Genomic DNA, 20,794 nt, shown 5'->3' on the forward strand with positions numbered 1-20,794 from the left:
CCTCCCTCGCGCCATCAGAGATGTGTATAAGAGACAGCTTCGGCAACCTCCAGTACGTGTGGATCGGCGTGTTGACCCACTACCTCCTCGACGTGGTCGGGAGCCGGCGCGGTATCGCGCTGTTCCACCCGCTCTCGGACAAGGAGTACGGGCTGCCGAGCGGCGTGACGACGAGCAGCAAGTACGCCGACCTCGTCACCGTGATCACCACCGCGATCGAGCTGGCGGGCTTCTGGGCGATCCACACCTACGTCGTCACCCTCGATCTCGACCTCTCGGCTGCCTCGCAGGCCGCAGCGGGGTTGGGTTTATAAATAACTCGCAGGTGAGGCGGTCGTCCGGTGATCGGCGGCGTCGACGATAGCGTGGAAGGTTCGGTCGCTCGTTTATAAATGAGTAACCGCGTATCGCCGGAGAACAGCTTCTGATTTCCGGCCCTTTAGTTATAAATAATTGACCGCGGATCGGTAGGTAGAACCGCCAAAGCCCCAGCCGCTCGCATATGAATAGTTGATCGCGGAGCGGCGGGGAACACCGCCAAAGCCCCGGCCGCTTGTTTATAAATCGTCGCGGACGGATCGACCGTGACCACCGCCAAAGCCCCAGCCGCGAGCAGCCCGTAGGTGACGCAAGCACCGCAGCGAAGGAACGAAGTGACTGAGCGAGGAGCACAGCGAGCGTACGGGCTGCTCGCGGCTGCCCCTTTGCGTCCCGCCCCACCGGAAGACGTTCCTGCTCGCTCCCTTCGGTCGCTGTGCGGGCTGCGACTTCCGTGCTCCCGCTCGCTTCGCTCGCGNCCGGAAGACGTTCCTGCTCGCTCCCTTCGGTCGCTGTGCGGGCTGCGACTTCCGTGCTCCCGCTCGCTTCGCTCGCGGGAACGCACAGCAACCGCACCTCACACCTCCCCAACCTCGTCGGTGGTCCTCCGCTTCGCTCCGGACCACCGACTCCCTCGCGCGCGCTCCTCGCGCCCTGTCGGGCGCTCGGAGGCACGCGCCGCCGCAGTGTTGCCGTCGCCGTCCCGGTGGCTTTTCGTCGTCGCTCGCGTGTCTCGGGGCATGACCGAGGAAGACGAGTCAGCGCCGACGGTTGCGGTCGTCGGCGGCGGCGCGGTCGGCGTCACGGCGGCCGGCGACCTCGCGGCCCGGGGCGCCGACGTAACGCTCTACGAACGCGGGGAGCTGGCCGCCGAGAGCTCCGGGCGCGCGGCGGGCGTCCTCTACGACGCCTACGCCGAGGACGTCGACGCCGCGGTCGGCGCCCGCGCGCTGGAGCGGTTCCGCGCGTTCGACCGGACGCTGCCCGGCTTCTCCTTTACGTCCTGTCCGTACGTGATCGCGGTCCGCGAGGGCGACCCCGACGCCGACGCCGTTCCGGCGATGGTCGAGCGCATGCGGGACCACGGCCGGGAGGTATCGCTCGTCGACCCCGACGCGCTCGGCGAGCGCTTCCCCGCCCTCCACGCCGACGACCTCGCCGTCGCCGCGGTCGCGGAGGGCGCGGGGTGGACCGACCCGCCGAGCTACGTCCGCGCGCTCGGCGAGCGGGCTGCTCGGGCGGGCGTCGCGATGGAGACGGACACCGCGGTCGCGCTCGGCCCGCGGAGGGGCTCGGAACGCGAGGTCCGGATCCGCGACGCCGGAGCGAACGGGGATCCGGCGACCGAAACGCGCGCGTTCGACGCGGTCGTCGTCGCGGCCGGGGCGCACACGCGGTCGCTGCTCGCGGACGCCGGCGTCGCGGTCCCGGTCGTCCCCTACCGCGTCCAAGCGCTCGTCGCCCGAGCGGCCTACGACGGCCCGATGGTCTACGACGCCACCGCGGACGCGTACCTCCGCCCGCATCCGGACGGCCTGCTCGCGGGCGACGGCACGGAGCCGGTCCCCGCCGACCCCGAGGGCTACCGGCGCGGGGCGGACGACTGGTTCCGCGAGGACGTCGCCGCGGTCCTCGACGAGCGCCTTGTCCGCCGCGACTCCGCGGCGCGAGTCGATCCCGACTCCGACGTCTCGCGGGCGTGGGCCGGGCTCTGTACCGCGACGCCAGACGGTGACCCGCTCGTCGGGCCGGCGGACGCGAGCGGGGAGGCCGACCCGACGCTCTTCGTCGCCGCCGGCTGGCAGGGACACGGCTTCATGCGCGCGCCGGCGATCGGCGAGGCGGTCGCCGAGGGCGTGCTCGCATCGCGCTCTGGGATCCCGTTCGACGACCCCGAGTCGCCGTGGATCGGCGCGTTCGACCCGGAGCGGTTCGACGGCGACGAGGAGTTCGAGATCGCGGAGGGGATGTCGCTGTCGACCCGAACGGATGAGGTTTAAAAGGTAGCCGCCGCGTCAGTCGCTTTCTTCGACGACGTCGACGTCGCTCGACCCGCCGCGCTTGGGGATCTCGACGTGGAGCGTGCCGTTGCGCGTGAGCGTCGCGTTCGCGCCCTCGGGGGTCACGTCGGCGTCGTTCGGGAGGTCGACGCTCCCGGACAGCGAGACGCCGCGGCCCGGGAACACGAGGTCGTAGCCGTCGTAGAAGTCGCGGAAGCGTTCGAGGTTCACCTCGACGGTGCGGTCGAGGAAGGTGACGTCGACGTCCTCGCCGCGGACGCCGGGGGCGTCGAAGACGACGAGGTAGGCGTCGTCGCTCTCGAGGAGGTCGTGCGAGAGCGGGCGGCGCTCCTGGACGCGGCCCCAGCCGCGGCCGACGCGTTCGAGGGCGCTTCGGAGCGCGGACCGACCGGTCTCGACGAGTCGGCTCACGGGCTCACACCTCGATTTCGACGAGATCGCTCCCCCCACAGTACGGACACGAGAGGTCCTCGACCGCGTGGTCGTCGGGCACGTCGTACGTGTAGTGGTTCTCGAACATGTCGAGCTCGCAGTCGTCGCTGGCGCACTTGACCTCCATCGTCGATGGCATATATCGACGTATTGTGTCGGCGAGGGCTTAAACGGCGTGGCGGCGGTGACCCGCGGACGCGAAACGGGCCGCGCGGCGATCGGAACGCCGCGCGGCAGCCCGGTCAGAGCCCCGCGTCGCGCATGCGCTCCGGAACGACGGTTCGCTCCGCGAGCAGCACGAGGAGCGTCCCGGACGCCACGCCGGCGGCGAACCCCGGGCCGTACGGGAACAGGCGCGGCGCGAACGCGAGCGAGACGCCGAGCCAGACGATCGCGGCGAGCATCGCGGCCCCCGCGGCGACGTAGGCGAGCGTCTCGTACCGGTCCGGCGGGAGCCGGTCCCGCGCCAGCCACGCGAGCGGGCCGACGAGTAAAGCGGTGACGACCGTCCACCCGGTCGCGGCCCCCCACGGGCGCGGGTCGGCGCCGTAGAACTGCGCCGCGCCGAAGGCGCAGACGAGGGCGACAGCGAGGTACTGTCCGAGCCGCTGCCGGCGAGCGGGCGTATTGGAGGACACGAGTCGCGGTTTCGAGCGCTCCGGGATAAGCGATTGGGCCGGGGGGTTCGGTCGGTCCGCTCCGCCCCCGGCGGACCTTCCGCACGCTTTTCCCCTCTCGGCCGACTACGGACGGTAACATGACCGATTCGCCCGCGTCGGCCCGGGGGTCGCTCCCGGCCGACCCGAACGACCTCGCCGTCACCATCGTCGACGGGTACGTCGACGAGCCGGCACACTTCGGCGTCCCGCCGTACCTCTCGACGTACCCCCGGTACACGGCCGGCGCGCTCGTCGACGCGGGCGTCCCGGAGTCACAGATCACGTATCACACCATCGACGAGCTCCGCGACGACCGCTCGAAGCACGCCGACGTGGCGGACGCGGACCTCATGGTGTACGTCGGCGGGATGACGGTGCCCGGGAAGTACGTCGGCGGTACCCCCGCCGAGCCGGACGAGGTGCGCGAGCTCGGCTGGACCGCGGACGGCGTGACGCTGCTCGGCGGGCCCGTGCGCTTCGGGGTCGGCGAGGAGAACGCGGGCGCGCAGGAGACGCAGCGCGACGACCTCGACTACGACTTCGTCGCGATGGGCGACGTCGAGGCCGCGGCCCACGACCTCGTCCGCGAGGGGCTCGAGGGGTACGGCAACCGGATGCGGACGAACGAGGAGGTCGACCGCTGGGCCCGGCGGGGGGCGTTCGTCGTCGAGCAGCACCCGAACCACCCCGACTACCTCATCTGCGAGATGGAGACCTCCCGCGGGTGCGCGTACCGCTGTTCGTTCTGTACGGAGCCGCTGTACGGCGACCCGGCGTTCCGGACTCCCGGCTCCGTCGTCAGCGAGGTCGACGCGCTCTCGAACCGGGGAGTCAGACACTTCCGGCTCGGGCGGCAGGCCGACATCCTCGCGTTCGGCGGCGACGGCGAGGCGCCGAACCCCGACGCCCTGCGGGAGCTGTACGGCGGGATCCGCGAGGTCGCGCCCGACCTCCGGACGCTCCACCTCGACAACATGAACCCCGTGACGATCACGGACTACCCCGAGGCCTCCCGCGAGGCGATCCGCGTCATCGCCGAGCACAACACGCCCGGCGACACGGCCGCCTTCGGCCTCGAATCGGCCGACCCCGTGGTTCAAGAGCAGAACAACCTGCTCGTCACCGCCGAGGAGTGCCTGGAGGCCGTCCGCGTCGTCAACGAGGAGGGCGGCTGGCGCCCGGGCGATACTCCGGAGACGACGCCCGGCGACGCGACGCGCGTCACCGGCCCCTCGACCGGGCCGGACGCCTCGCCGCGGCTGCCGAAGCTGCTCCCCGGGATCAACCTCGTCCACGGGCTCGCGGGCGAGCGCCCGGAGACGTACGAGCACAACAAGGAGTTCCTCCGGACGGTGTACGACGAGGGGCTGATGCTCCGCCGGATCAACATCCGGCAGGTGATGGCGTTCGCGGGCACGGAGATGGCGGAGACGGGCGCGGACGTCGCACAGGAGCACAAAGACCAGTTCCAGGCGTACAAGCGCGAGGTGCGCGAGACCGTCGACAACCCGATGCTCGACCGGGTCGTCCCGCCGGGGACCGTCCTGCCCGACCTCCACCTCGAGTACCACCAGGACGGCAAGACGTTCGGGCGCCAGCTGGGCACCTACGCGCTCCTCGTGGCGGTCCCGGGCGAGCGCGAACTCGGTACGACCATCGACGTGGCGATCACCGACCACGGGTACCGCTCCGTGACGGGCGTCCCGTACCCGCTCGACGTCAACGCGGCCTCGATGGACGAGCTGACCGCGATCCCGGGGATCAACCGGAGCCGAGCCGGCGACATCGTGGTCGGGCGGCCCTACGAGTCGGTCGAGGCGGTCGACGACGGCGTGGCCGACCTCGCGGCGTACGCGGTCGCCGGCGACACCGACGTGCCGATCCCCGGCCGCGAGCGCCCCGGCTCCGGCCCGGGCCCGGCCGCGCGTTCGTCGCTCGGGCGCGGAGACTGAGCGATGTCGGGCGGCGGTCCGAAGTCGGGCGACGGTCCGAAGTCAGGCGACGACCCCGCGGTCACCCGCGTCGAGGTCCCCGTCGACACGCGCGCCCCCGGCGAGACCACGAACGCGTACCTGCTCGACGGGCTCCTCGTCGACCCGGCGGCGCGGACCGACGCGCTCGACGCCGCGTTCGCGGAGCGGGGGTCGGCCGACGCGGCCGCCCCGTCGGTCGAGGCGATCGCGGTCACCCACGCCCACCCGGACCACGTGGGCGCGGTCGGGGAGTACGCCGCCCTGACCGACGCGACCGTCGTCGCCCGCGAGGGGCACGCCGACCGGTTCGCCGCGGCGGCCGGCGTCGACCCCGACGAGACGGTCGCGCCGGGCGAGACGGTGGCCGACACCGGAGTCCGCGTCGTCGACGCGCCGGGGCACGCGCCCGACCACGTCGCGTTCGCGGCCGGAGACCAGAGTGAAGCCCGCTCCGTGCTGTGCTGCGGCGACCTCGCCGTCGCCGAGGGGAGCGTCGCGGTCGCCGCGCCCGAGGGGGACCTGTCCGCGTACCTCGAAAGCCTCGAACGGGTGCGCGACGCCGGCTACGACCGACTCCTCCCGGGCCACGGACCGGCGATCGACGATCCCGAGGCGACGTGCGACCGACTGATCGACCACAGACTGGCCCGGGAACGCGACGTGATCGCCGCGATCGATGGCGGCGCCGCGGACCTCGACGCGGTCGTCGACGGCGCCTACGAGAAGGACCTCTCCGGCGTGCGGGACCTCGCGCTGGCGACGGTCGCGGCGCACGTCGAGAAGCTGGTCTCGGAGGGTCGGGTGGGCGAGGCGTGGCGGGCACGGCTGGCGGACCGCGAGTTCGAGTAGCTCGCCCGCAGCCGCCCTGCCTCCGTCGAACCGCCTACGGCTCCGCTTCGAGTTCGCCGACGACCCCGGACAGCGGCGTCTCCGTCACGTCGACGAAGCGGCCGCCGGCGGCGACGATCCCCCCGTCGGTCTCCGCGTCGTCGCCGACGTGGACGAGCGCGGTCGTCGATGTGTCCAGCGCCTCCGCCGCGGCCTCGAACGCGGAGGGGTGGGGTTTGCGCCAGCCGCAACCGACGCTCGTCGTGACCGCGTCGAACTCGCCGCGGAGCCCGGCGCGGATCAGCGTCCGCGGGACGAGTTCCGGGACGGCGCAGTTCGAGAGCAGCCCGACCGGCCCGCGCTCACCGGCGCCCCGGACCGCGTCGATCGCGCCGTCGCGCCGGGTCACGTCCGGGTCGAACGCCGCGATCACGGCGTGTCTGGCGACGTTCTGCTCCGCGTCGACGCCGCGGGAGTCGAGCGCGCGGGCGACGTGCGCGGGGAGGGGGACCTCCGCGCCGGCCGGCGCCTCGACGTGCTGCTCCCCGTACGCGACGTGCCAGTCGTCGGGGACCGTCACGCCGCGGGACTCCAGTTCGCGCGCGACCGCTTCCGCCGGGTCGGACGGGTACTCGACGTCGACGAGGGTCCCGAAGAGGTCGAAGGTGACTGCCACGATACCCCTGTTACGAGCAAACCAAGATTGAACCTGTCGGTCGGGGAGACGGGTTTCGACGCGGGGCAAACGGACCGTTCGCCGGGGCGCCGCGGTCAGATCATCGACGCGAAGTGGAGCGTGTACAGCCGGTAGAGCCCGGTCACCCACGCGCACAGCCACAGGAGCATGAAGCCGGCGACGCCGGCGCGGAGCCGCTTCCGCCAGTGCCCCATGTCCTCGTGGATCTCGTCGATGTCGACGTCGCGGTCCTCGTAGGCGTCCGCGTTCCGCTTCGCCTGGAAGATCCGCACGATCCCGGTGAGCGCGAACGCCAGGAGGGCGTACGCCTGGACGCCGAAGAAGGCGTGGACGATGGCCATCCCGGTCAGCTGATCGAGGACGCGCGGGATCATCCACCCGACGATGGGGACGGTCGTGAGCACCAGTCCCGCGACGATGTACCGCAGGTGCCGCATCAGCACGTTCCACGACACCGTCTCCGCGTCGATCATGATCCAGGCGCCGTACAGGAGGAAGGGGAGGCTCGTCGTCACGGACACCCCGGCGAGCGCCGCGATGACCGACTCGTCGACCATGCGAGCGGCTACGTGCTCCGGCGCGTAAAGCCCCGCGATCCGCGTCCGGCGACGCCGTCTCCGGACGTGCGGTCCCGGGCCCCCGGCGGCCGGGCGCGGACGAAAACAGTTAGCGTCAGGAGCACGTAGCGCCGAGGTGATGGAGGACACCTCGACGCGGTCGGAGTCGGAGTCGCCGCCGGAGGAGTCGCCCGATCCGGCGGCCGACGGTTCGGACGACCGCACGTCACCCGACGACGGCGAGCCCGGGGCGCCCGACGCCGACGGGACGCGAGCGGACGAGACCGACATCGAGGCCCTCCGCGAGCGCGTCGAGTCGGAGTACGACTTCGACGACTTCGGGCCCTCCGACATGGCGCAGATGAGCGCAGAGGAGTGGGACGCCGCGTTCGACCCGGACACGTGGATCACCGGCGACCGGCTCCTCGACCGCGTCGACGCCGAGCTGAAGTCCCGGATCGCGACCCGCGACGTGTTCGGCGTCTTGGAGCGCGTCCGCGAGGACGGCGAGGAGCGCATCCTCGTCTACTCCGACGAGGGATACGCGATCATCCGTCCCACGGGCGAGGTACGCGGCGAGGGGACGGTGCTTCGGGACATCGAGCCGGTCGTCGCGCTCGCGGCGATGGAGTCGTACGAGGTGCCCGAACCGCCCGAGGACTGGTCGCTCCCGCACCCGGACAGCGTCCCGGAGGGCTCCGGCGAGTTCGGCAACCTCGTGGTGCAGGCCGTCGCCGCGGTCCAGGTGCTCGCCGGCGCGGCGCTCCTCGTCGCGAGCGCCGTGGCCGACCTCGGGACGATCGTCGCGCCGGCGATGGGCGCCGTCTTCCTCTTGATCGGTCTCTTCCTCTTCGCGATGGTGGCGAACGCGCGGCTCTCGGACCGGTTCCGCTCGGAGGAGTACCGGGACCGACTGCGCGCGCTCCGCGAGGCGAAGGAGCGGCCCGGGTTCGTCCCCGTCGAAGACGGCGTCGTGACCGACGAGGACGCCGACGCAACGGAGCGCGACCGAGAGAATTAATCCGACGATTTCGACGGTTTCAGCCCCCGAGACCTCCTCCACGTCCGCGGTTTCAGTCGGTGGGTTTAAGCGAACCCCGTCCCGAGTGAGAGTGTATGAAAAGGCGGGACTTCGTGCGGACGGCCGGCGGCGCGACCGCCGCCGTCGCGGCCTCCGCCGGGGCAACCGGAACGGTGGCTGCACAGGAGGTACAGCCCGACTGGCCGAGCGGGGCGGCCGACGGCAACGTCGGGTCGTACACCGACGCCCGCGGCCAAGACGAGGTAACCATCTCGGTCGGCGCCGGCAGCGACGGCCTCGCGTTCGATCCGACCCTCGTGTGGGTCGACGAGGGGACGACCATCGTCTGGGAGTGGACCGGGAACGGCGGCGACCACAACGTCCAGACGGTCGACGACGGCGGCCCGGCCAGCCTCGACAGCGGGAACCCCGTCGGTGAGGAGGGGTACACCTACGAGTACGAGACGTCGAGCGAGGACGCCGGCATCACCCACTACCACTGCGTCCCCCACACCGCGGTCGGCATGCACGGCGGCATCGCCGTCGGCGAGGACGTCGCCACCGTCGAGGTCGGCGGCGCGAGCACCGGGTGGCCGGAGGACATCGCCAAGGTCGGCGTCCCCCTCCACGCTCACTGGGTCGGGATCTCCGCGATGCTCGGCATCGGGATGACGTTCGTGTTCACGTTCTACATGCTCAAATACGGCGAGTCGGCCCACACGGGCCACGGAGGTGCCAGATGAGCTCCGGCGGCTCCTCGTACGGTGACATCCACCGGTACGAGCCGGCCCGCGAGAGCACCGCCGCCGCGATCGCGATCGTCCTCCTCACCGTCATCGAGGTCGTGTTCGTCGCCCTGTTCACCTACGGACTGATGTCCGCGTGGGCGTCGACGGAGGCGGGGAACATGTACGTCGGCGCGCTGTTGGCCTTCATCTTTATTGATCTCGCGTTCATCCTGCTCCTGTACCGGAAAGAGTTCCTTCCGGACGTGATGATCGTGAAAAAGCGCCGCCGCAAGTGGGAGGATCTGTACGTCCGCGAAGAGGACAAAGACGGCAAGGGCATCGACACCGGCAACCTCGCGGACACGCTGAAGCGCGCGGTGTACCCGTACTACAAGAAGTGATTCGACAATGAGCCTGAAAAAACAAGACGACATGGACCACAACGCGTGGCTCAAGAGTCAGGACCTCACGGCCATCGAGACGGCGTTCCTGACCACGCTCATCTGGCTGGACAAGCGGCTCCGCATCGTCGACTACCTCGAGCTGCTGGAGACGATGTACTACCGCGCGAACCTCCAGATGCCGAAGAGCCACACCGAGCAGTACGACCTCGACAACAAGTTCTGGTACTGGTACCCGTTATACTCGCTCGGGTCCCTCTCCATCATCGCGTACCTGCTCGCGGCGGTCTCGGGCGCGCTGCTCGGGTTCTACTACGCGCCGTCGACCGCTGGCGCGGCGGCGCAGGGCGACCCCACCGCCGCGTACGACTCGATGGTGATGATCATGCAGGACGTCCAGTTCGGCTTCATGCTCCGGTCGATCCACCGCTGGGCGGCGCAGTTCATGGTGGCTGCGGTGTTCCTCCACATGCTGCGGGTCTACTTCACCGGCGCGTACAAGGAGCCGCGCGAGGTCAACTGGATCCTCGGCGTCGTGCTCATCGCCCTGACGCTTCTGTTCGGCTTCTCCGGGTACGTCCTGCCGTGGAAGCAGCTGTCCTTCTGGGCGGCGCAGATCGGCGTCGAGCTGGCCCTCGCGACCCCCATCGTGGGCGAGTGGGCGGCCCAGCTGCTGTTCGGCGGCTTCACCCTCGGACAGGCGACGCTCGTGAGAATGTACATCCTGCACGTGTTCGTGTTGCCGTTCGTGGTCACCGCGCTCATCGCGATCCACGTCGGCATCGTCTGGGTGCAGGGCATCGCGGAGCCGCACTAATCCAATGACCGACGACACCACAGCCATGACGGACGGAGGCACCGACGACGAGGCGCGGACCGACGGCGGCCCGCCGGCGACGGTCCCGCCGGACGACGAGACGCCGACCTGGTCCGAGCGGAAGGAGCGCAGCCAGGGGCTCGCGCAGCTCACCTACCAGTACTTCGAGCGCTCCCGCCGCGAGGACGAGGACCTGCGGACGGAGTCGACGTACGTCGAGCGCGACGTGCTCGGCTTCCCGACGTGGCCCCACGAGACGATCCGCAACCTCGCGATCACCTCGTTCTTCCTCGGGGTCATCCTGCTCGTGGCCTCGATCCTGCCGTCCCACTTCGGCGACCCGGCGAACCCCGGCTCCACGCCGGCGATCATCCTGCCCGACTGGTACCTCTACTGGTCGTTCGGCCTGCTGAAGCTCAGCCCGATCAACCCCGAACTCGCGGTGTTGGGCGGTAACATCGTCGTGTCCAACGAGCTGTACGGGCTCATCGCCCACGGCGCCATCTTCGGCGTCATCACGCTCGTCCCCTTCCTCAACAAGGGCAACGCACGGCGCCCCGTCGAGGAGCCGGGGTGGGCCGCGCTCGGCGTGACCGGCGTCATCCTGGCGATCACGCTGGCGGTGCTGGCGATCCAGAACTTCTTCCCGGTTCCGCTCGAGCTGCTGTTCTCGCTCGTGTTCATGCTCCCCGTCGCGGGCGGCGTCATCACCTACGCGGTGTTGAAGACGATGCGCGAGGGGTACATGTACGACCTCAACCGGCGGTACTACATGCTGCGGCCGCCGAAGTAACGGCGAACCTCCGTTGCGACCGCGACCGGAGCGCGGTCACGGTCCACATCCACTCCGTTCCGACGCCCCGTATCACCCATGTCATCCTCAACAGACGGCGACGCCTCGCAGTCGTTCGATGAGACCGGCGACCCGATCGCGGCCGACGACGACGAGGACCCGCGCAACGAGCCGACGGGCCCGCGGGAGGGGCCGAGCGGCCGAGAGGTCGTCGTCCCATTCCGGCTGTACAAGGCCGTCACCGTCTTCTCGACGCTCGCCGCGGTCGTCACCTACCTCGTCGGGTTCACGCTCATCGACGCCGCGACGCTTCAGATAAGCTTCGTCCGGACGACCATCGTCTACCTGCTCGACAGCGCCGGAATCCTGCCGCCGGAGGACGTGCTCGTGGCGATAATGGCAATCACCGGCGTCGGCTTCATCGTCCTCGGGACCGCCGTGTACGTGCTCGGGACCCGGTTCCGCGGACAAGGGATGGGAAAGTCTCAAGACGACTCCAGCGAAACGTGAGGTAATGGCAGACGAGTTCATGAAGGGCTTCGCCCTGTTCACGATCGGCGGTCTCGGGTGGATCACCTTCGGCGGCTGGTACCGGACGCCGTCGTACTACCAGGTGTCACAGCTCGTGAACCCAGCGGAGGGCGTGAACACGGCGTACGGCGAGGTCGGCCTGCTCGCGGGCGACGTGTTGTTCTGGCTGATGGTCCTCGGCGCGCTGACGTTCTGGGTGCTCATCCCCGCCAGCCGGCAGCTCCGCGACGCCCTGGACGGCGGCGACGACGACGCGGCCGCGAACTGAACCGAACTCTCTCGTCTCGCTTTCTCCGTCAGTTCGGTCCCCTGAGAGCGACGCCGACGCCTCTCGCCGACGAACCGAGAGCTTTTCACCGCCGCTCGCCCCAGCCTCGCGCATGAGTGAGCCGACGCGCCGCCTCGCGGTTCTCGGCGACGGCTGTCTCTTATACACATCTCTGAGCGGGCTGGNGGGGGGGATCCGATCGGCGGTCGACGGCGCGGGCGCCCGTCTCGTCGACCGCACCGAGGCGGACGCGGTCGTCGCCGTCGGGGACGCCGCGCTCCGGGAGGCGATGCGCGCGGCCGCGACCGGAGACGCGCGGTCGGCTCCGATCCTCCCGGTCGGGGACGGTCGTCACGCGGTCGACCCGGACCGCGGGACCGAGCGCGTCGCGGGGGTCGTCGACGGACTCGGCGGGTCGGCGAGCGCGGTCGACGGATTCTCTCGTGTCGCGCACCCGGTCTTGGCGGTCGACGGCGCCGGCGACGCCCCGCGCCGGTTCGCGGCCGCGGACGTCGCCTTCGTGACGGCGGAGCCGGCCCGGATCTCCGAGTACGGGATCGCCTTTTCCGACGGGGAGTCGGTCTCGGTGCGCGCGGACGGCGCCGTGATCGCGACGCCGCTCGGCAGCGACGGCTACGCGGCGGCGGCCGGGGGGCCCGTGGTGTCGCCCGGCGGCGGCCTCTCGGTCGTCCCCGTCTCGCCGTTCACGACTCGCCCCGACACGTGGGTCGCGAGCGGGGGTGTCCGCGTCACGGTCGAGCGCGAGGAGGAACCGGTCGCGCTGGTCGTTGACGGCGATCGCCGCGGGACCGTCGAGCCGCACCGCGCGGTCGGCGTCGAGGTCGCGACGACGGTCGACCTCCTCTCGGCGACGGCGGAGTGAGGGGCCACTCCCCCGCGCCCCGCGGCGTCCGCGACCCCGTCGCGGGAGCGCCGATCGGAAACACTCTAATACGTCGTGAACGGAAATGGTGGATATGGACCCACTGCAGTTCCTCGTTCCCCTCGGCTGGCTGGCGGCCGCCGGGCCGGCGCTGCCGTACGCGATCTTCGTGATGACCGTCGCGAACCTCGCGACCCGGCACCTCGCGCACAGGCGACACGTCGATCAGGGACAGGAGGCCGACAGCGTGGAGGCGTACACGCCGCACGTGTTCACCAACGTCGGGCTCGTCCTCCTCTCGTTCCTCTTCATCCTCGACTCGCCCGTGAGAGGGACGATCCTTGCGGTGCTCGTGCTGGCGATGTTCATCGCCGACTTCTTCGAGCTGGAGGCGCGCAACGTCGAGGCCCGCAACGACATGGAGATCGAGGCGCCGAAGAGCTCGATCGCCGCCTCGCTCGTCGTGCTGGTGTGGTCGTCGTACTTCGCGCTGTTCTTCGTCGTCGAAGGGATCTGGAACCAGTTCGTCGTCGCCTGACGGGCGCGCTCCGAATTGAGCGAATTAGCGCTCGGCGCGTGACGTTCCCGTTCCCCTTCTCCACCGCTCCGACGCTTCCTCTATTTCCCCCTCACCCGATCCTTTCGTCACGCTCCACCTACCCCTCTCCATTCTACCTCCTCCCCACAGTGATTTATATGCGTTCGTCCAGATATTTGGGGTGGTGGAAGAAAACACCAGTACGCGTCGCGGCGCGCTGAGATCAACCGCCACGCTGGTAACCAGCGGAACGACCCTCGCGACCGCCGGGTGTCTTGACGGCGGGTTCGGTCCCAGTCTTGACGGTGAGATGGTTGTCGAGGGGCCGATGGTGAGCGTTTCCGCGTCAACCGATCTTTCTGCCACTGATACTGGATACGAACTGGCGATCACCGTCAGCAACAACTCAGAGAGAACTGCTGACACGGATGCCGAGGTCATCGGGGAGGTCACCAATGACGAGAACGCGGTCGTGACACAAACCGAAACAAAAACCGTTGATCCTGGCGGTGAGACCACGCTTGTCGTAACTGCTGAAGACCCGAACGATTCGGTCACCGCCTATTCGGCGACTGTTCTTGCTGTACCGGCCTAACGGCCGCATAGTCTCTCTCGGTAGTTGTTCCCGGTGTCCGAGCGCATCGTCTACATTTCCGTCAGTTCGTAATTAACACTTCTAGACAAACCAAGTTGCTGTTAGTTAGGGCCGAGAAGACGGCTGGTTTCCGGCGTCCTGCTCGATCGCCCTGTCCCGACGCTTCCTTCGTCAAAACGTCCAGTCGCCGGTGAGCTTCATCCCCGTCGCCTTCCCCTCTGCTTCGAGCGCCGCGGCGATCTCGTCGGTGTCCCGGCGCGGGATCGACGCGTCCGCCTCGGCGAGGTCGACGACGAGTTCGGTGAGGAGGATCGCCTGCTCCCGGAGGTTCCGCGACTCCAGCTTGTCGAGCGTGTCCGCGTGGGTGTGGCCCCAGCCGCGCCCGCGCCCCTCGGTCTCGCCGGAGACCATGTACCCGGGGATCCCCCGCTTCACGAACGGCCAGTGGTCGCTGTGGGGCACCAGCTCCTCGCCGGTCGAGACCGGGTGATCGAAGCGGTCGCTCACGCGCTCGGCGGCCGCCGCCAGCGCGTCGAAGTCGTGGTGGTCGAGCCGGAGCGTCCGGCCGAACACGTTGCTGTCGACGTTGACCACGGCGCGGACCGCCTCTCTGTCGGCGGCCTCGGCCGCCACCGACGAGCCGACGAGGCCGACCTCCTCGGCGCCGAAGGCGGCGAACCGCACCCGCACGTCGAGCTCCTCTTCGCGCGCCGCGAGGGCCCGCGCGACCTCGACGATCGTCGCCGTGCCGGCGCCGTTGTCCATCGCGCCCTCCGCGAGGTCGTGGGCGTCGACGTGCGAGGAGACGATCAGGTGCTCGTCGGTGTCGGGCCCCAGCTCGGCGACGGCGTTCCCGCTCGTCGCGGTCGGCGTCTCGCAGTCGACCGCGACGGTCAGGTCGTCCCCCTCATTCCGTCGCGAGAGGCGGGCGCCGGTCTCCTTCGAGACGCCGACCGCCGGGATCGCTCCGATCGGGTCGTCGGCGGTCCCGACGCTCCCGGTCGGCGGGAGCGTCCCCTCGACGTGGTTGGCGAAGACGAAGGCGGCCGCGCCGGCGTCGACCGCGCGGTAGTACTTCTCGCGGCGGTGGATGAACCGGTCGACCGAGTCAGGTGTGTCCGACAAGGCCATCACGACTTTCCCCTCCAAGTCGGCCTCGAAGTCCCCGGGGACCCCGTAGCCGAGGTCGACGAACTCGCCGGTCGCCTCGCCGCTGGGACTGCGCGGCAGCGCGATACACTCGTTCGGGCCGACCGCGACCGGCTCGTCGGTCGTCGGGTCCCGGACCGCGCTGTCGCCGCGCTCCCAGCCCTGGATCTCGAACTCCTCTATCGCCGCGTTTCGCGCGCCCGCGTCGGCGAACGCGTCGCGGGTCAGCTCCAAGGCCTCGCGCTCGCCCGCCGAGCCGGCCATCCGGTCGCCGACGTCGACGAGGTCGAGGAGGTGGTTCCAGCCCGCGTCGCTCGTGAACGTCTCACCGATCCACTCTGTCATGGGTGTGGGTGTCGCGGCCGCCGCTCAAGCGTTTCGGTGGCGGCGGGGGCGGCCGGAAACGGGGAACGAGGCGACGGGCGACCGAGGGCGGTGGCGGTCAGACCGGCACGGCCGGGAGGAGGACCGTCGCGGCCTCGGCGGCGGCGAACGTCGAGTCGTACAGGTGGTTCAAGAGGAGGTAGGTGGCGACCCCGAGGGCGAGCGAGAGGATCCACGCGCTCGCGGCGATCCGGCCGACGCGCCGGTGGGGCGTCTCGGTCCGGAGCTCCCGCTCGCTGTGCGTGAGCCCGAGGACGATCGCGTAGAGGACGACGGGGACGGAGACGACGGAGAGGATGATGTGGATCGCGAGCATGATCAGGTACGCGGGGTACACCCAGTCCCACAGCGGGACCCAGGCGTACGCCGAGTCCAGCACGAACTCCTTGGTGCCGCCGCCGGCGACCTTCGGGAGGTACATCCCGAGGAACAGGAGGATGAGGCCGAACGAGGTCGTCATCGCGGCCGCGTGTTTCTTCACCTCGTCGTTGCGGATCCAGTACCACCCGAGCGAGAGGGTGATCACGGTGACCGTGTTGACGACGGCGATGGCGTGCGCGAGGAGGTTCACGGTCTCCTGGGTGAGCGTCGGGAACAGCGCCTGAAACTCGGGCACCAAGAACACGCCGCCGACGGCGCCGTAGCCGACGACGGTGAGGAGGACGGTTATCGCGGTGGCCCGCTCCTTGGCCCGCTCGCGAACGCTGGCGGTGGACATATCAGTTGTACTCCCGGGAGCGTTATTGACCTTTCGAGGGCGGACGCCGTCGCCGGAAGCGTGCGCCGACCGAGGCCGACTCGTCGGGGCCGATCGTGGTGCGGTTCGCGTCGGGGGCGCTCGCCGCGGCGCGCGCCGAGCGCGGGGTCACTCGTCGATGACGCCCGTCGCGGTCGCGACCTCTATCGCGGCCTCCTCGTTGATCCCGCCCTGGAGGATGGTGTAGCGGTCGCGGATCTCGTGGGCGCTCGTCAGGGCGGCGAGCAGCTCCGCGTCGTCGATCCCAAGCTCGCTCGCCGTCGTCGGGGCGTCGAGCTCGTCGAGGGCGTCGCGGATGGCGCTCCACCGCCCGTTCTCGCCGCTGTGGAGGTACTCGGTCATGATCGAGGCGACGCCGACCTGGTGGCCGTGGAGCGCCTTGCCGGGCGCGATCCGGTCGAGCTGGTGGGAGATGAGGTGTTCCGCGCCGGAGGCGGGCCGGGAGGAGCCGGCGATCGACATCGCGACGCCGGAGGAGACGAGCGCCTTCACGACCACCCACGCGGACTCCTCGAGGCCCGGGCGGATCATGTCGGCGTTCTCGACGAGCAGCTCCGCGGTCATCTCCGAGAGCGCGCCCGCGTACTCGCTGTACTCGACGTTGCGGAGGCGGCGGGCGAGCCGCCAGTCCTTCACCGCGGTGTAGTTGGAGATGATGTCCGCACAGCCCGCGGTGGTGAGCCGCCACGGCGCCTCCGCGAGCAGCGTCGTGTCCGCGACGACGGCGAGCGGCGGGTCGGCCGCGACCGAGTGACGGGTGTCGCCCTCGGGGATCGAGGAGCGCCCGGAGACGATGCCGTCGTGGGAGGCGACCGTCGGGACGGAGACGAAGCCGACGTCGAGGTGGTCGGCGGCCATCTTCGCGATGTCGATCGGCTTCCCGCCGCCGAGGGCGATCAGGTAGCCGGGGTCGACGGCCTCTGCCGTCGCCTTCAGCTCCTCGACGGCGTCGAAGGACGCCTCCTCGACCACCGCGGTCGCGGGGTCGTCGAACTGCGCCCGGACGCGGTCGCCGGCGATCTCGTTGGGCGTCGGGCTCGTCACGATCAGCGGCCGCCCCGTCAGGTAGAGCTCGCCGACCGCCTCGCCGAGGTCGTCGATGACGTCGTGTCCCACGAGGACGTTCCGCGGGAGCTTGATCCACGTCGTCTTCTCGAACATACGGGTCGGTCGCGCCGACGGGTCAAAGCCGTTGTCCATGCCGGTCGCGGCACGCTCGCGCGCGTCGTGCCGACGGCGCAGGCGGTAAATCGGTCGCGCCAGCGGGCGCGGCGATCGACGTCGGTCGCGCCCGCTACGCGCCGAGCGCCGCCAGCGTCGTCGCGGCGTCGTAGAGGAAGTAGACGCCGAAGCCGGCGAGCACGACGGCGGAGCCGACGGCGACGAGCGGCGCGAACGTCTCGATCCGGCGCTCGGCGGCGACGAGCCCGGTCGGGAAGCTCACGATCCACGTCAGCACGCCGAGGAAGAACCCGCCGATGAGCGCCGGCGAGCCGGTGGCGACCACGAGCGTCCCGGCGAGGTCCGCGCCGACGACGGGGAGCCGGGCGAGCACGTCGAGTTCGCCCGGCTGGAGGAGGCCGACGCCGATCGTCAGCCAGAACAGCACCTGGTAGGGGTTCGTCAAGGCGAGCACCAGCGCCTTGCGGAACCCCTTCCCCTCCGCGGCGATCGGCTCCTCGCCCGAGGTCGGGCGGAACGACGCGCGCGCGCCCCGCGCCGCGCCGACGGCGAAGTACAGCATCAAGACGCCGCCGACCGCGACCATCGCGCCCTGTAACAGCGGGAACGACTCGACGACCGCGACGACGCCGACGTACGCGAGGACGAAGAAGATCGCGTCGGCGGTCGCCGCGCCGAGCCCCGCCCGGAAGCCGGCGAGGCGCCCGCGGAGGACGGACTCCTCGGCGATCACCGCGTTCATCGGGCCGGGCGGCGCCGCGAGCGCCAGGCCGAAGACGACGCCCGCACCGAGCGTAGCGAGGGTACTCACACCGCTCGCAACGCCCGGTTTCGTGAAAAACCTCGCGACAGAGAGGCGGTCGGTAGCGGTCGATTCCGGGCCGCACGCCCGAGATCGACGCATCGAGGGACAGATCCGAACACTGGGGCCGAGACCCGACCGGGACCGTGGCTCGCGGCTACGCGTCCTGAAGTTCGGCGTCGCGGAGCGCCTCGTTGAGGTCCTCGCGGACGCGCTCGCCGGTCTCGCGGTCCATCGCCGTGGTGACGATCCGGTTCTCCTGAACGCTGGAGCCGTCGCGCAAGAGGAGCCGAACGTTGCCGTTCGCGCCCGCGCGCGTCGCCTTCGCCCGGAGGCCCGTCCGCGAGCCCGTCCCGCCGGCGTCGATGGGTCCGGGGACGATCTTCTTGACGTGCGGGTGTTCCGCGACGGTCTGGACGGCCTTCCGCCCCTTGCGGTCGCCGATGAGCGTCGAGTGCGACCCGCCGATCTTCTCGCGCGCCGGGGTCTCGACGACCGCTAGCGACCGGTCGCCGCGCCGGTCGAGCACCCACGCGACGACCGGGGTCACGTCCGCCTCGCGGTCGGCGTCCGCGGGGCCGCCCCCGGTCGCCGCGCCGCGCTCGCCGGCCCCACCGCTCCCGCTCGCGCCGCCGTCGGGGACGCGGTAGAACTCGTGGTGGAGCTGCGCGCGCGTCTCGCGGAGCGGCTCGCGCTCGCCGGCGGCGTAGACGGTATCGGGACGCTTCCGTCGGATCTCGTCGGCGACCCGGCCCGCGAAGTTCCGCAGCTGGACCTCGCTCAGTCGCTCGCCCTCCTCCGGGCGCGTGGTGACCGTCGTCTCGCCGACGACGTCGTCCTCGTCGAGCAGCGTCAGGTGCGCGCGGTCGGTCTCGAACTCCGCGACGACGGCGTCGGCGTTGGCGGTGTTGCAGGTCAGACAGTAGTCCCCCGGCTTCTCCAGCGGGGTCCCACACCGCCGACAGTTCATACGAACCGAACGGTCGTGGAAGATAAAAGGGCGTCCGTTCGAAGCCGGGTTCGGAGCCGTCCGTCGGGTCCGGCGCGCGGGCCGGCCGCGTCCGGGATCGGCCGGGAGCGACAGCTTATAACCCTCCCCGGCCTCCGTACCGGACATGGACGGAGACCGACGCCGCGACGCCGACGCCGGCTCCGAGGCGGACGTCGGTGACGCGGAACACGACGAGGACCTGGCCGACAGGTTGGAGGCGGTCGAGGACCGGCTGACGGAGCTGGTCCGCGACGGCCGGCTCAACGCCGTCGCCGCGTGGGCGATGATCGCGGTCCTGGCGGGGGTGCTGGTCGAGAGCGCGCTCGACTACGACCTGCTCTCGGCGGTCATCGTCGTCGGCCTCGGCGCGGTCGTGCTCGCGCCGACCGTCGCGGCGCGGGACTGGCGGGCGATGCTGCCGGCGGAGCTGGTCGGACTGGCGCTGTTACCGGTCCTCGTGCGGGCGGTGTTCGGCGGCGAGCTGGGCACGTTCGCGACGTACATCGCCATCGCCGCACTGGCGCTCGTGATCGCCGTCGACCTCCAGATGTTCACCGCCCTGCGGTTCACCCACTGGTTCGCGGTCGCCTTCGTCGTCATGGCGACGCTGGCGACGGCGGCGGTGTGGACGGTGTTGCGCTGGAACCTCGACCAGCGCGTCGGCACCGAGTTCCTGACGACGAACGACGCGCTGATGATCGAGTGGATCTACGTCACGCTGGCGGGGATCGCTGCGGGGCTCCTCTTCGACGGGTACTTCCGGCGGCGCGGGCGCCGCCTCCGCCGCGTCATCCGGCGGGTGGTGCGCCGATGACGCTGCTCCCACGTCCCTCGCTCGCGTCGCAGCGGCGGCTCACGGGCGCGATGCAGGTCCTGCTCGTCGCCATCGTCGCGTACGGCTTCCTCGCGGGCGAACAGAAGGCGATAAGCAACGGGATCATCGCCTTCCTCGTCACGCTGGTCCCGGCGACGCTGGAGCGCCGGTACGACCTCCCCTTGGACCCGTGGCTCGCCCTGTGGATCACGATGGCGGTGTTCCTCCACACGGTCGGGTCCGCCGGGTTCTACGCCCGCGTCGAGTGGTGGGACCACATGACGCACGCGCTGTCGGCCTCGCTCGTCGCCGCGGTCGGGTACACGACGCTGCGCGCGGTCGACCTCCACAGCGACGGCATCCGCATCCCGCCGCGGTTCGCGTTCGTCTTCATCGTCGTCGTCGTGCTCGCCTTCGGCGTGCTCTGGGAGCTGTTCGAGTTCGGGCTCGACATCGTCGCGACGGAGACGGGCATCGACATGCCGCTCGCGCAGCACGGGCTCGAAGACACCGTCTCCGATCTCACCTACAACACCATCGGCGCGGTTCTCGTCGGTCTCTTCGGACAGGCGCATCTCACGGGCGTGGCGGAGCTGGTCCGTGACCGGCTGCTCGGGAGCGCGCCCGAGTAGCGGGGACAGGAGTGGAGGGGAGT

The 20,794-nt window shown here is 70.6% G+C and carries 26 protein-coding genes; 16 read left to right on the forward strand and 10 right to left on the reverse strand.

The window, feature by feature from the left end:
* Both C470_RS04800 and C470_RS04805 read left to right on the forward strand, forming a co-directional pair.
* A partial coding sequence (locus C470_RS04800; protein ID WP_239638561.1) for a hypothetical protein occupies nt 1–314 on the forward strand: 314 nt, incomplete at its 5' end.
* Nucleotides 315–1,058: 744 nt separating this feature from the next.
* A complete protein-coding gene (locus C470_RS04805) occupies nt 1,059–2,318 on the forward strand; it encodes an NAD(P)/FAD-dependent oxidoreductase (protein WP_008365662.1) in 1,260 nt (419 codons plus the stop codon).
* A 15-nt stretch (nt 2,319–2,333) separates the two neighbouring features.
* Here C470_RS04805 and C470_RS04810 read toward each other — a convergent pair whose 3' ends face one another.
* The 3 genes from C470_RS04810 to C470_RS04815 all read right to left on the reverse strand — a co-directional run bounded on the left by C470_RS04810 (nt 2,334) and on the right by C470_RS04815 (nt 3,409).
* Complete coding sequence (locus tag C470_RS04810) at nt 2,334–2,750, reverse strand: Hsp20/alpha crystallin family protein (protein ID WP_004598360.1); 417 nt, start codon at nt 2,748–2,750, stop codon at nt 2,334–2,336.
* A gap of 4 nt (nt 2,751–2,754) precedes the next feature.
* Complete coding sequence (locus C470_RS16025; RefSeq protein ID WP_004598361.1) at nt 2,755–2,910, reverse strand: DUF7559 family protein; 156 nt, start codon at nt 2,908–2,910, stop codon at nt 2,755–2,757.
* Nucleotides 2,911–3,013: 103 nt separating this feature from the next.
* On the reverse strand, nt 3,014–3,409 hold the full coding sequence (locus C470_RS04815) for a hypothetical protein (protein WP_004598362.1): 396 nt from the start codon (nt 3,407–3,409) through the stop codon (nt 3,014–3,016).
* A gap of 119 nt (nt 3,410–3,528) precedes the next feature.
* On the opposite strand from C470_RS04815, the gene C470_RS04820 reads away from it, so the two are divergent.
* Both C470_RS04820 and C470_RS04825 read left to right on the forward strand, forming a co-directional pair.
* Nucleotides 3,529–5,382, forward strand: coding sequence for a radical SAM protein (locus C470_RS04820; RefSeq protein WP_008365665.1), 1,854 nt, complete (start codon nt 3,529–3,531; stop codon nt 5,380–5,382).
* A gap of 3 nt (nt 5,383–5,385) precedes the next feature.
* Nucleotides 5,386–6,252, forward strand: coding sequence for an MBL fold metallo-hydrolase (locus C470_RS04825; RefSeq protein ID WP_008365666.1), 867 nt, complete (start codon nt 5,386–5,388; stop codon nt 6,250–6,252).
* A 34-nt stretch (nt 6,253–6,286) separates the two neighbouring features.
* Here C470_RS04825 and C470_RS04830 read toward each other — a convergent pair whose 3' ends face one another.
* On the reverse strand, nt 6,287–6,907 hold the full coding sequence (locus C470_RS04830) for an HAD family hydrolase (protein ID WP_007346163.1): 621 nt from the start codon (nt 6,905–6,907) through the stop codon (nt 6,287–6,289).
* A gap of 95 nt (nt 6,908–7,002) precedes the next feature.
* Entirely contained in the window at nt 7,003–7,485 is a 483-nt protein-coding gene (locus C470_RS04835) for a DUF7321 family protein (RefSeq protein WP_008365669.1), read from the reverse strand.
* Between the two features lie 139 nt (nt 7,486–7,624).
* On the opposite strand from C470_RS04835, the gene C470_RS04840 reads away from it, so the two are divergent.
* The 10 genes from C470_RS04840 (at nt 7,625) to C470_RS15630 (ending at nt 14,060) form a co-directional block, all read left to right on the forward strand.
* Entirely contained in the window at nt 7,625–8,506 is an 882-nt protein-coding gene (locus C470_RS04840; RefSeq protein WP_007346161.1) for a DUF7319 domain-containing protein, read from the forward strand.
* A 95-nt stretch (nt 8,507–8,601) separates the two neighbouring features.
* On the forward strand, nt 8,602–9,249 hold the full coding sequence (locus C470_RS04845) for a halocyanin domain-containing protein (protein ID WP_004598368.1): 648 nt from the start codon (nt 8,602–8,604) through the stop codon (nt 9,247–9,249).
* A complete protein-coding gene (locus C470_RS04850) occupies nt 9,246–9,635 on the forward strand; it encodes a DUF7318 family protein (protein ID WP_007346159.1) in 390 nt (129 codons plus the stop codon). Before C470_RS04845 ends, C470_RS04850 begins: the two co-directional genes overlap by 4 nt.
* A gap of 7 nt (nt 9,636–9,642) precedes the next feature.
* Complete coding sequence (locus C470_RS04855) at nt 9,643–10,452, forward strand: cytochrome b (protein ID WP_007346158.1); 810 nt, start codon at nt 9,643–9,645, stop codon at nt 10,450–10,452.
* A 4-nt stretch (nt 10,453–10,456) separates the two neighbouring features.
* On the forward strand, nt 10,457–11,245 hold the full coding sequence (locus C470_RS04860) for a menaquinol--cytochrome-c reductase (cytochrome bc complex) cytochrome b/c subunit (protein WP_004598371.1): 789 nt from the start codon (nt 10,457–10,459) through the stop codon (nt 11,243–11,245).
* Nucleotides 11,246–11,323: 78 nt separating this feature from the next.
* Nucleotides 11,324–11,755, forward strand: coding sequence for a DUF7315 family membrane protein (locus C470_RS04865; protein WP_004598372.1), 432 nt, complete (start codon nt 11,324–11,326; stop codon nt 11,753–11,755).
* 4 nt (nt 11,756–11,759) lie between these two features.
* Nucleotides 11,760–12,044: a DUF7314 family protein gene (locus tag C470_RS04870; RefSeq protein WP_004598373.1), complete on the forward strand. Its 285-nt coding sequence runs from the start codon at nt 11,760–11,762 to the stop codon at nt 12,042–12,044.
* Nucleotides 12,045–12,156: 112 nt separating this feature from the next.
* On the forward strand, nt 12,157–12,927 hold the full coding sequence (locus tag C470_RS04875) for an NAD(+)/NADH kinase (protein ID WP_008365674.1): 771 nt from the start codon (nt 12,157–12,159) through the stop codon (nt 12,925–12,927).
* A gap of 94 nt (nt 12,928–13,021) precedes the next feature.
* Nucleotides 13,022–13,465, forward strand: a complete 444-nt coding sequence (locus C470_RS04880; protein ID WP_007346156.1) for a DUF7313 family protein — start codon at nt 13,022–13,024, stop codon at nt 13,463–13,465.
* Between the two features lie 184 nt (nt 13,466–13,649).
* Nucleotides 13,650–14,060: a hypothetical protein gene (locus C470_RS15630; protein ID WP_152418643.1), complete on the forward strand. Its 411-nt coding sequence runs from the start codon at nt 13,650–13,652 to the stop codon at nt 14,058–14,060.
* Nucleotides 14,061–14,231: 171 nt separating this feature from the next.
* On the opposite strand, the gene C470_RS04885 is transcribed toward C470_RS15630, so the two are convergent.
* The 5 genes from C470_RS04885 to C470_RS04905 all read right to left on the reverse strand — a co-directional run bounded on the left by C470_RS04885 (nt 14,232) and on the right by C470_RS04905 (nt 19,304).
* Nucleotides 14,232–15,554 carry a M28 family peptidase gene (locus C470_RS04885; RefSeq protein WP_008365676.1) on the reverse strand — a complete coding sequence of 441 codons (1,323 nt, stop codon included), beginning with the start codon at nt 15,552–15,554 and terminating at the stop codon, nt 14,232–14,234.
* 97 nt (nt 15,555–15,651) lie between these two features.
* Nucleotides 15,652–16,311 (reverse strand): DUF420 domain-containing protein, encoded by a 660-nt coding sequence (locus C470_RS04890; protein WP_008365678.1) that lies wholly within the window; start codon nt 16,309–16,311, stop codon nt 15,652–15,654.
* Between the two features lie 147 nt (nt 16,312–16,458).
* Nucleotides 16,459–17,511, reverse strand: a complete 1,053-nt coding sequence (locus C470_RS04895; protein WP_004598378.1) for an NAD(P)-dependent glycerol-1-phosphate dehydrogenase — start codon at nt 17,509–17,511, stop codon at nt 16,459–16,461.
* 133 nt (nt 17,512–17,644) lie between these two features.
* Nucleotides 17,645–18,343, reverse strand: coding sequence for a LysE family translocator (locus C470_RS04900; RefSeq protein ID WP_007346154.1), 699 nt, complete (start codon nt 18,341–18,343; stop codon nt 17,645–17,647).
* Between the two features lie 148 nt (nt 18,344–18,491).
* Nucleotides 18,492–19,304, reverse strand: coding sequence for a DUF2103 domain-containing protein (locus C470_RS04905; RefSeq protein ID WP_008365681.1), 813 nt, complete (start codon nt 19,302–19,304; stop codon nt 18,492–18,494).
* 145 nt (nt 19,305–19,449) lie between these two features.
* Between C470_RS04905 and C470_RS04910 the strand changes: the two genes are divergently transcribed.
* Nucleotides 19,450–20,139 carry a hypothetical protein gene (locus C470_RS04910; RefSeq protein WP_004598381.1) on the forward strand — a complete coding sequence of 230 codons (690 nt, stop codon included), beginning with the start codon at nt 19,450–19,452 and terminating at the stop codon, nt 20,137–20,139.
* On the forward strand, nt 20,136–20,771 hold the full coding sequence (locus C470_RS04915) for a hypothetical protein (protein WP_008365683.1): 636 nt from the start codon (nt 20,136–20,138) through the stop codon (nt 20,769–20,771). The genes C470_RS04910 and C470_RS04915 overlap by 4 nt, the downstream gene beginning before the upstream one ends.
* The last annotated feature ends 23 nt before the right edge of the window (nt 20,772–20,794 follow it).

Source organism: Halorubrum distributum JCM 13561 (genome assembly GCF_000337395.1).
Taxonomy (GTDB): domain Archaea; phylum Halobacteriota; class Halobacteria; order Halobacteriales; family Haloferacaceae; genus Halorubrum; species Halorubrum distributum.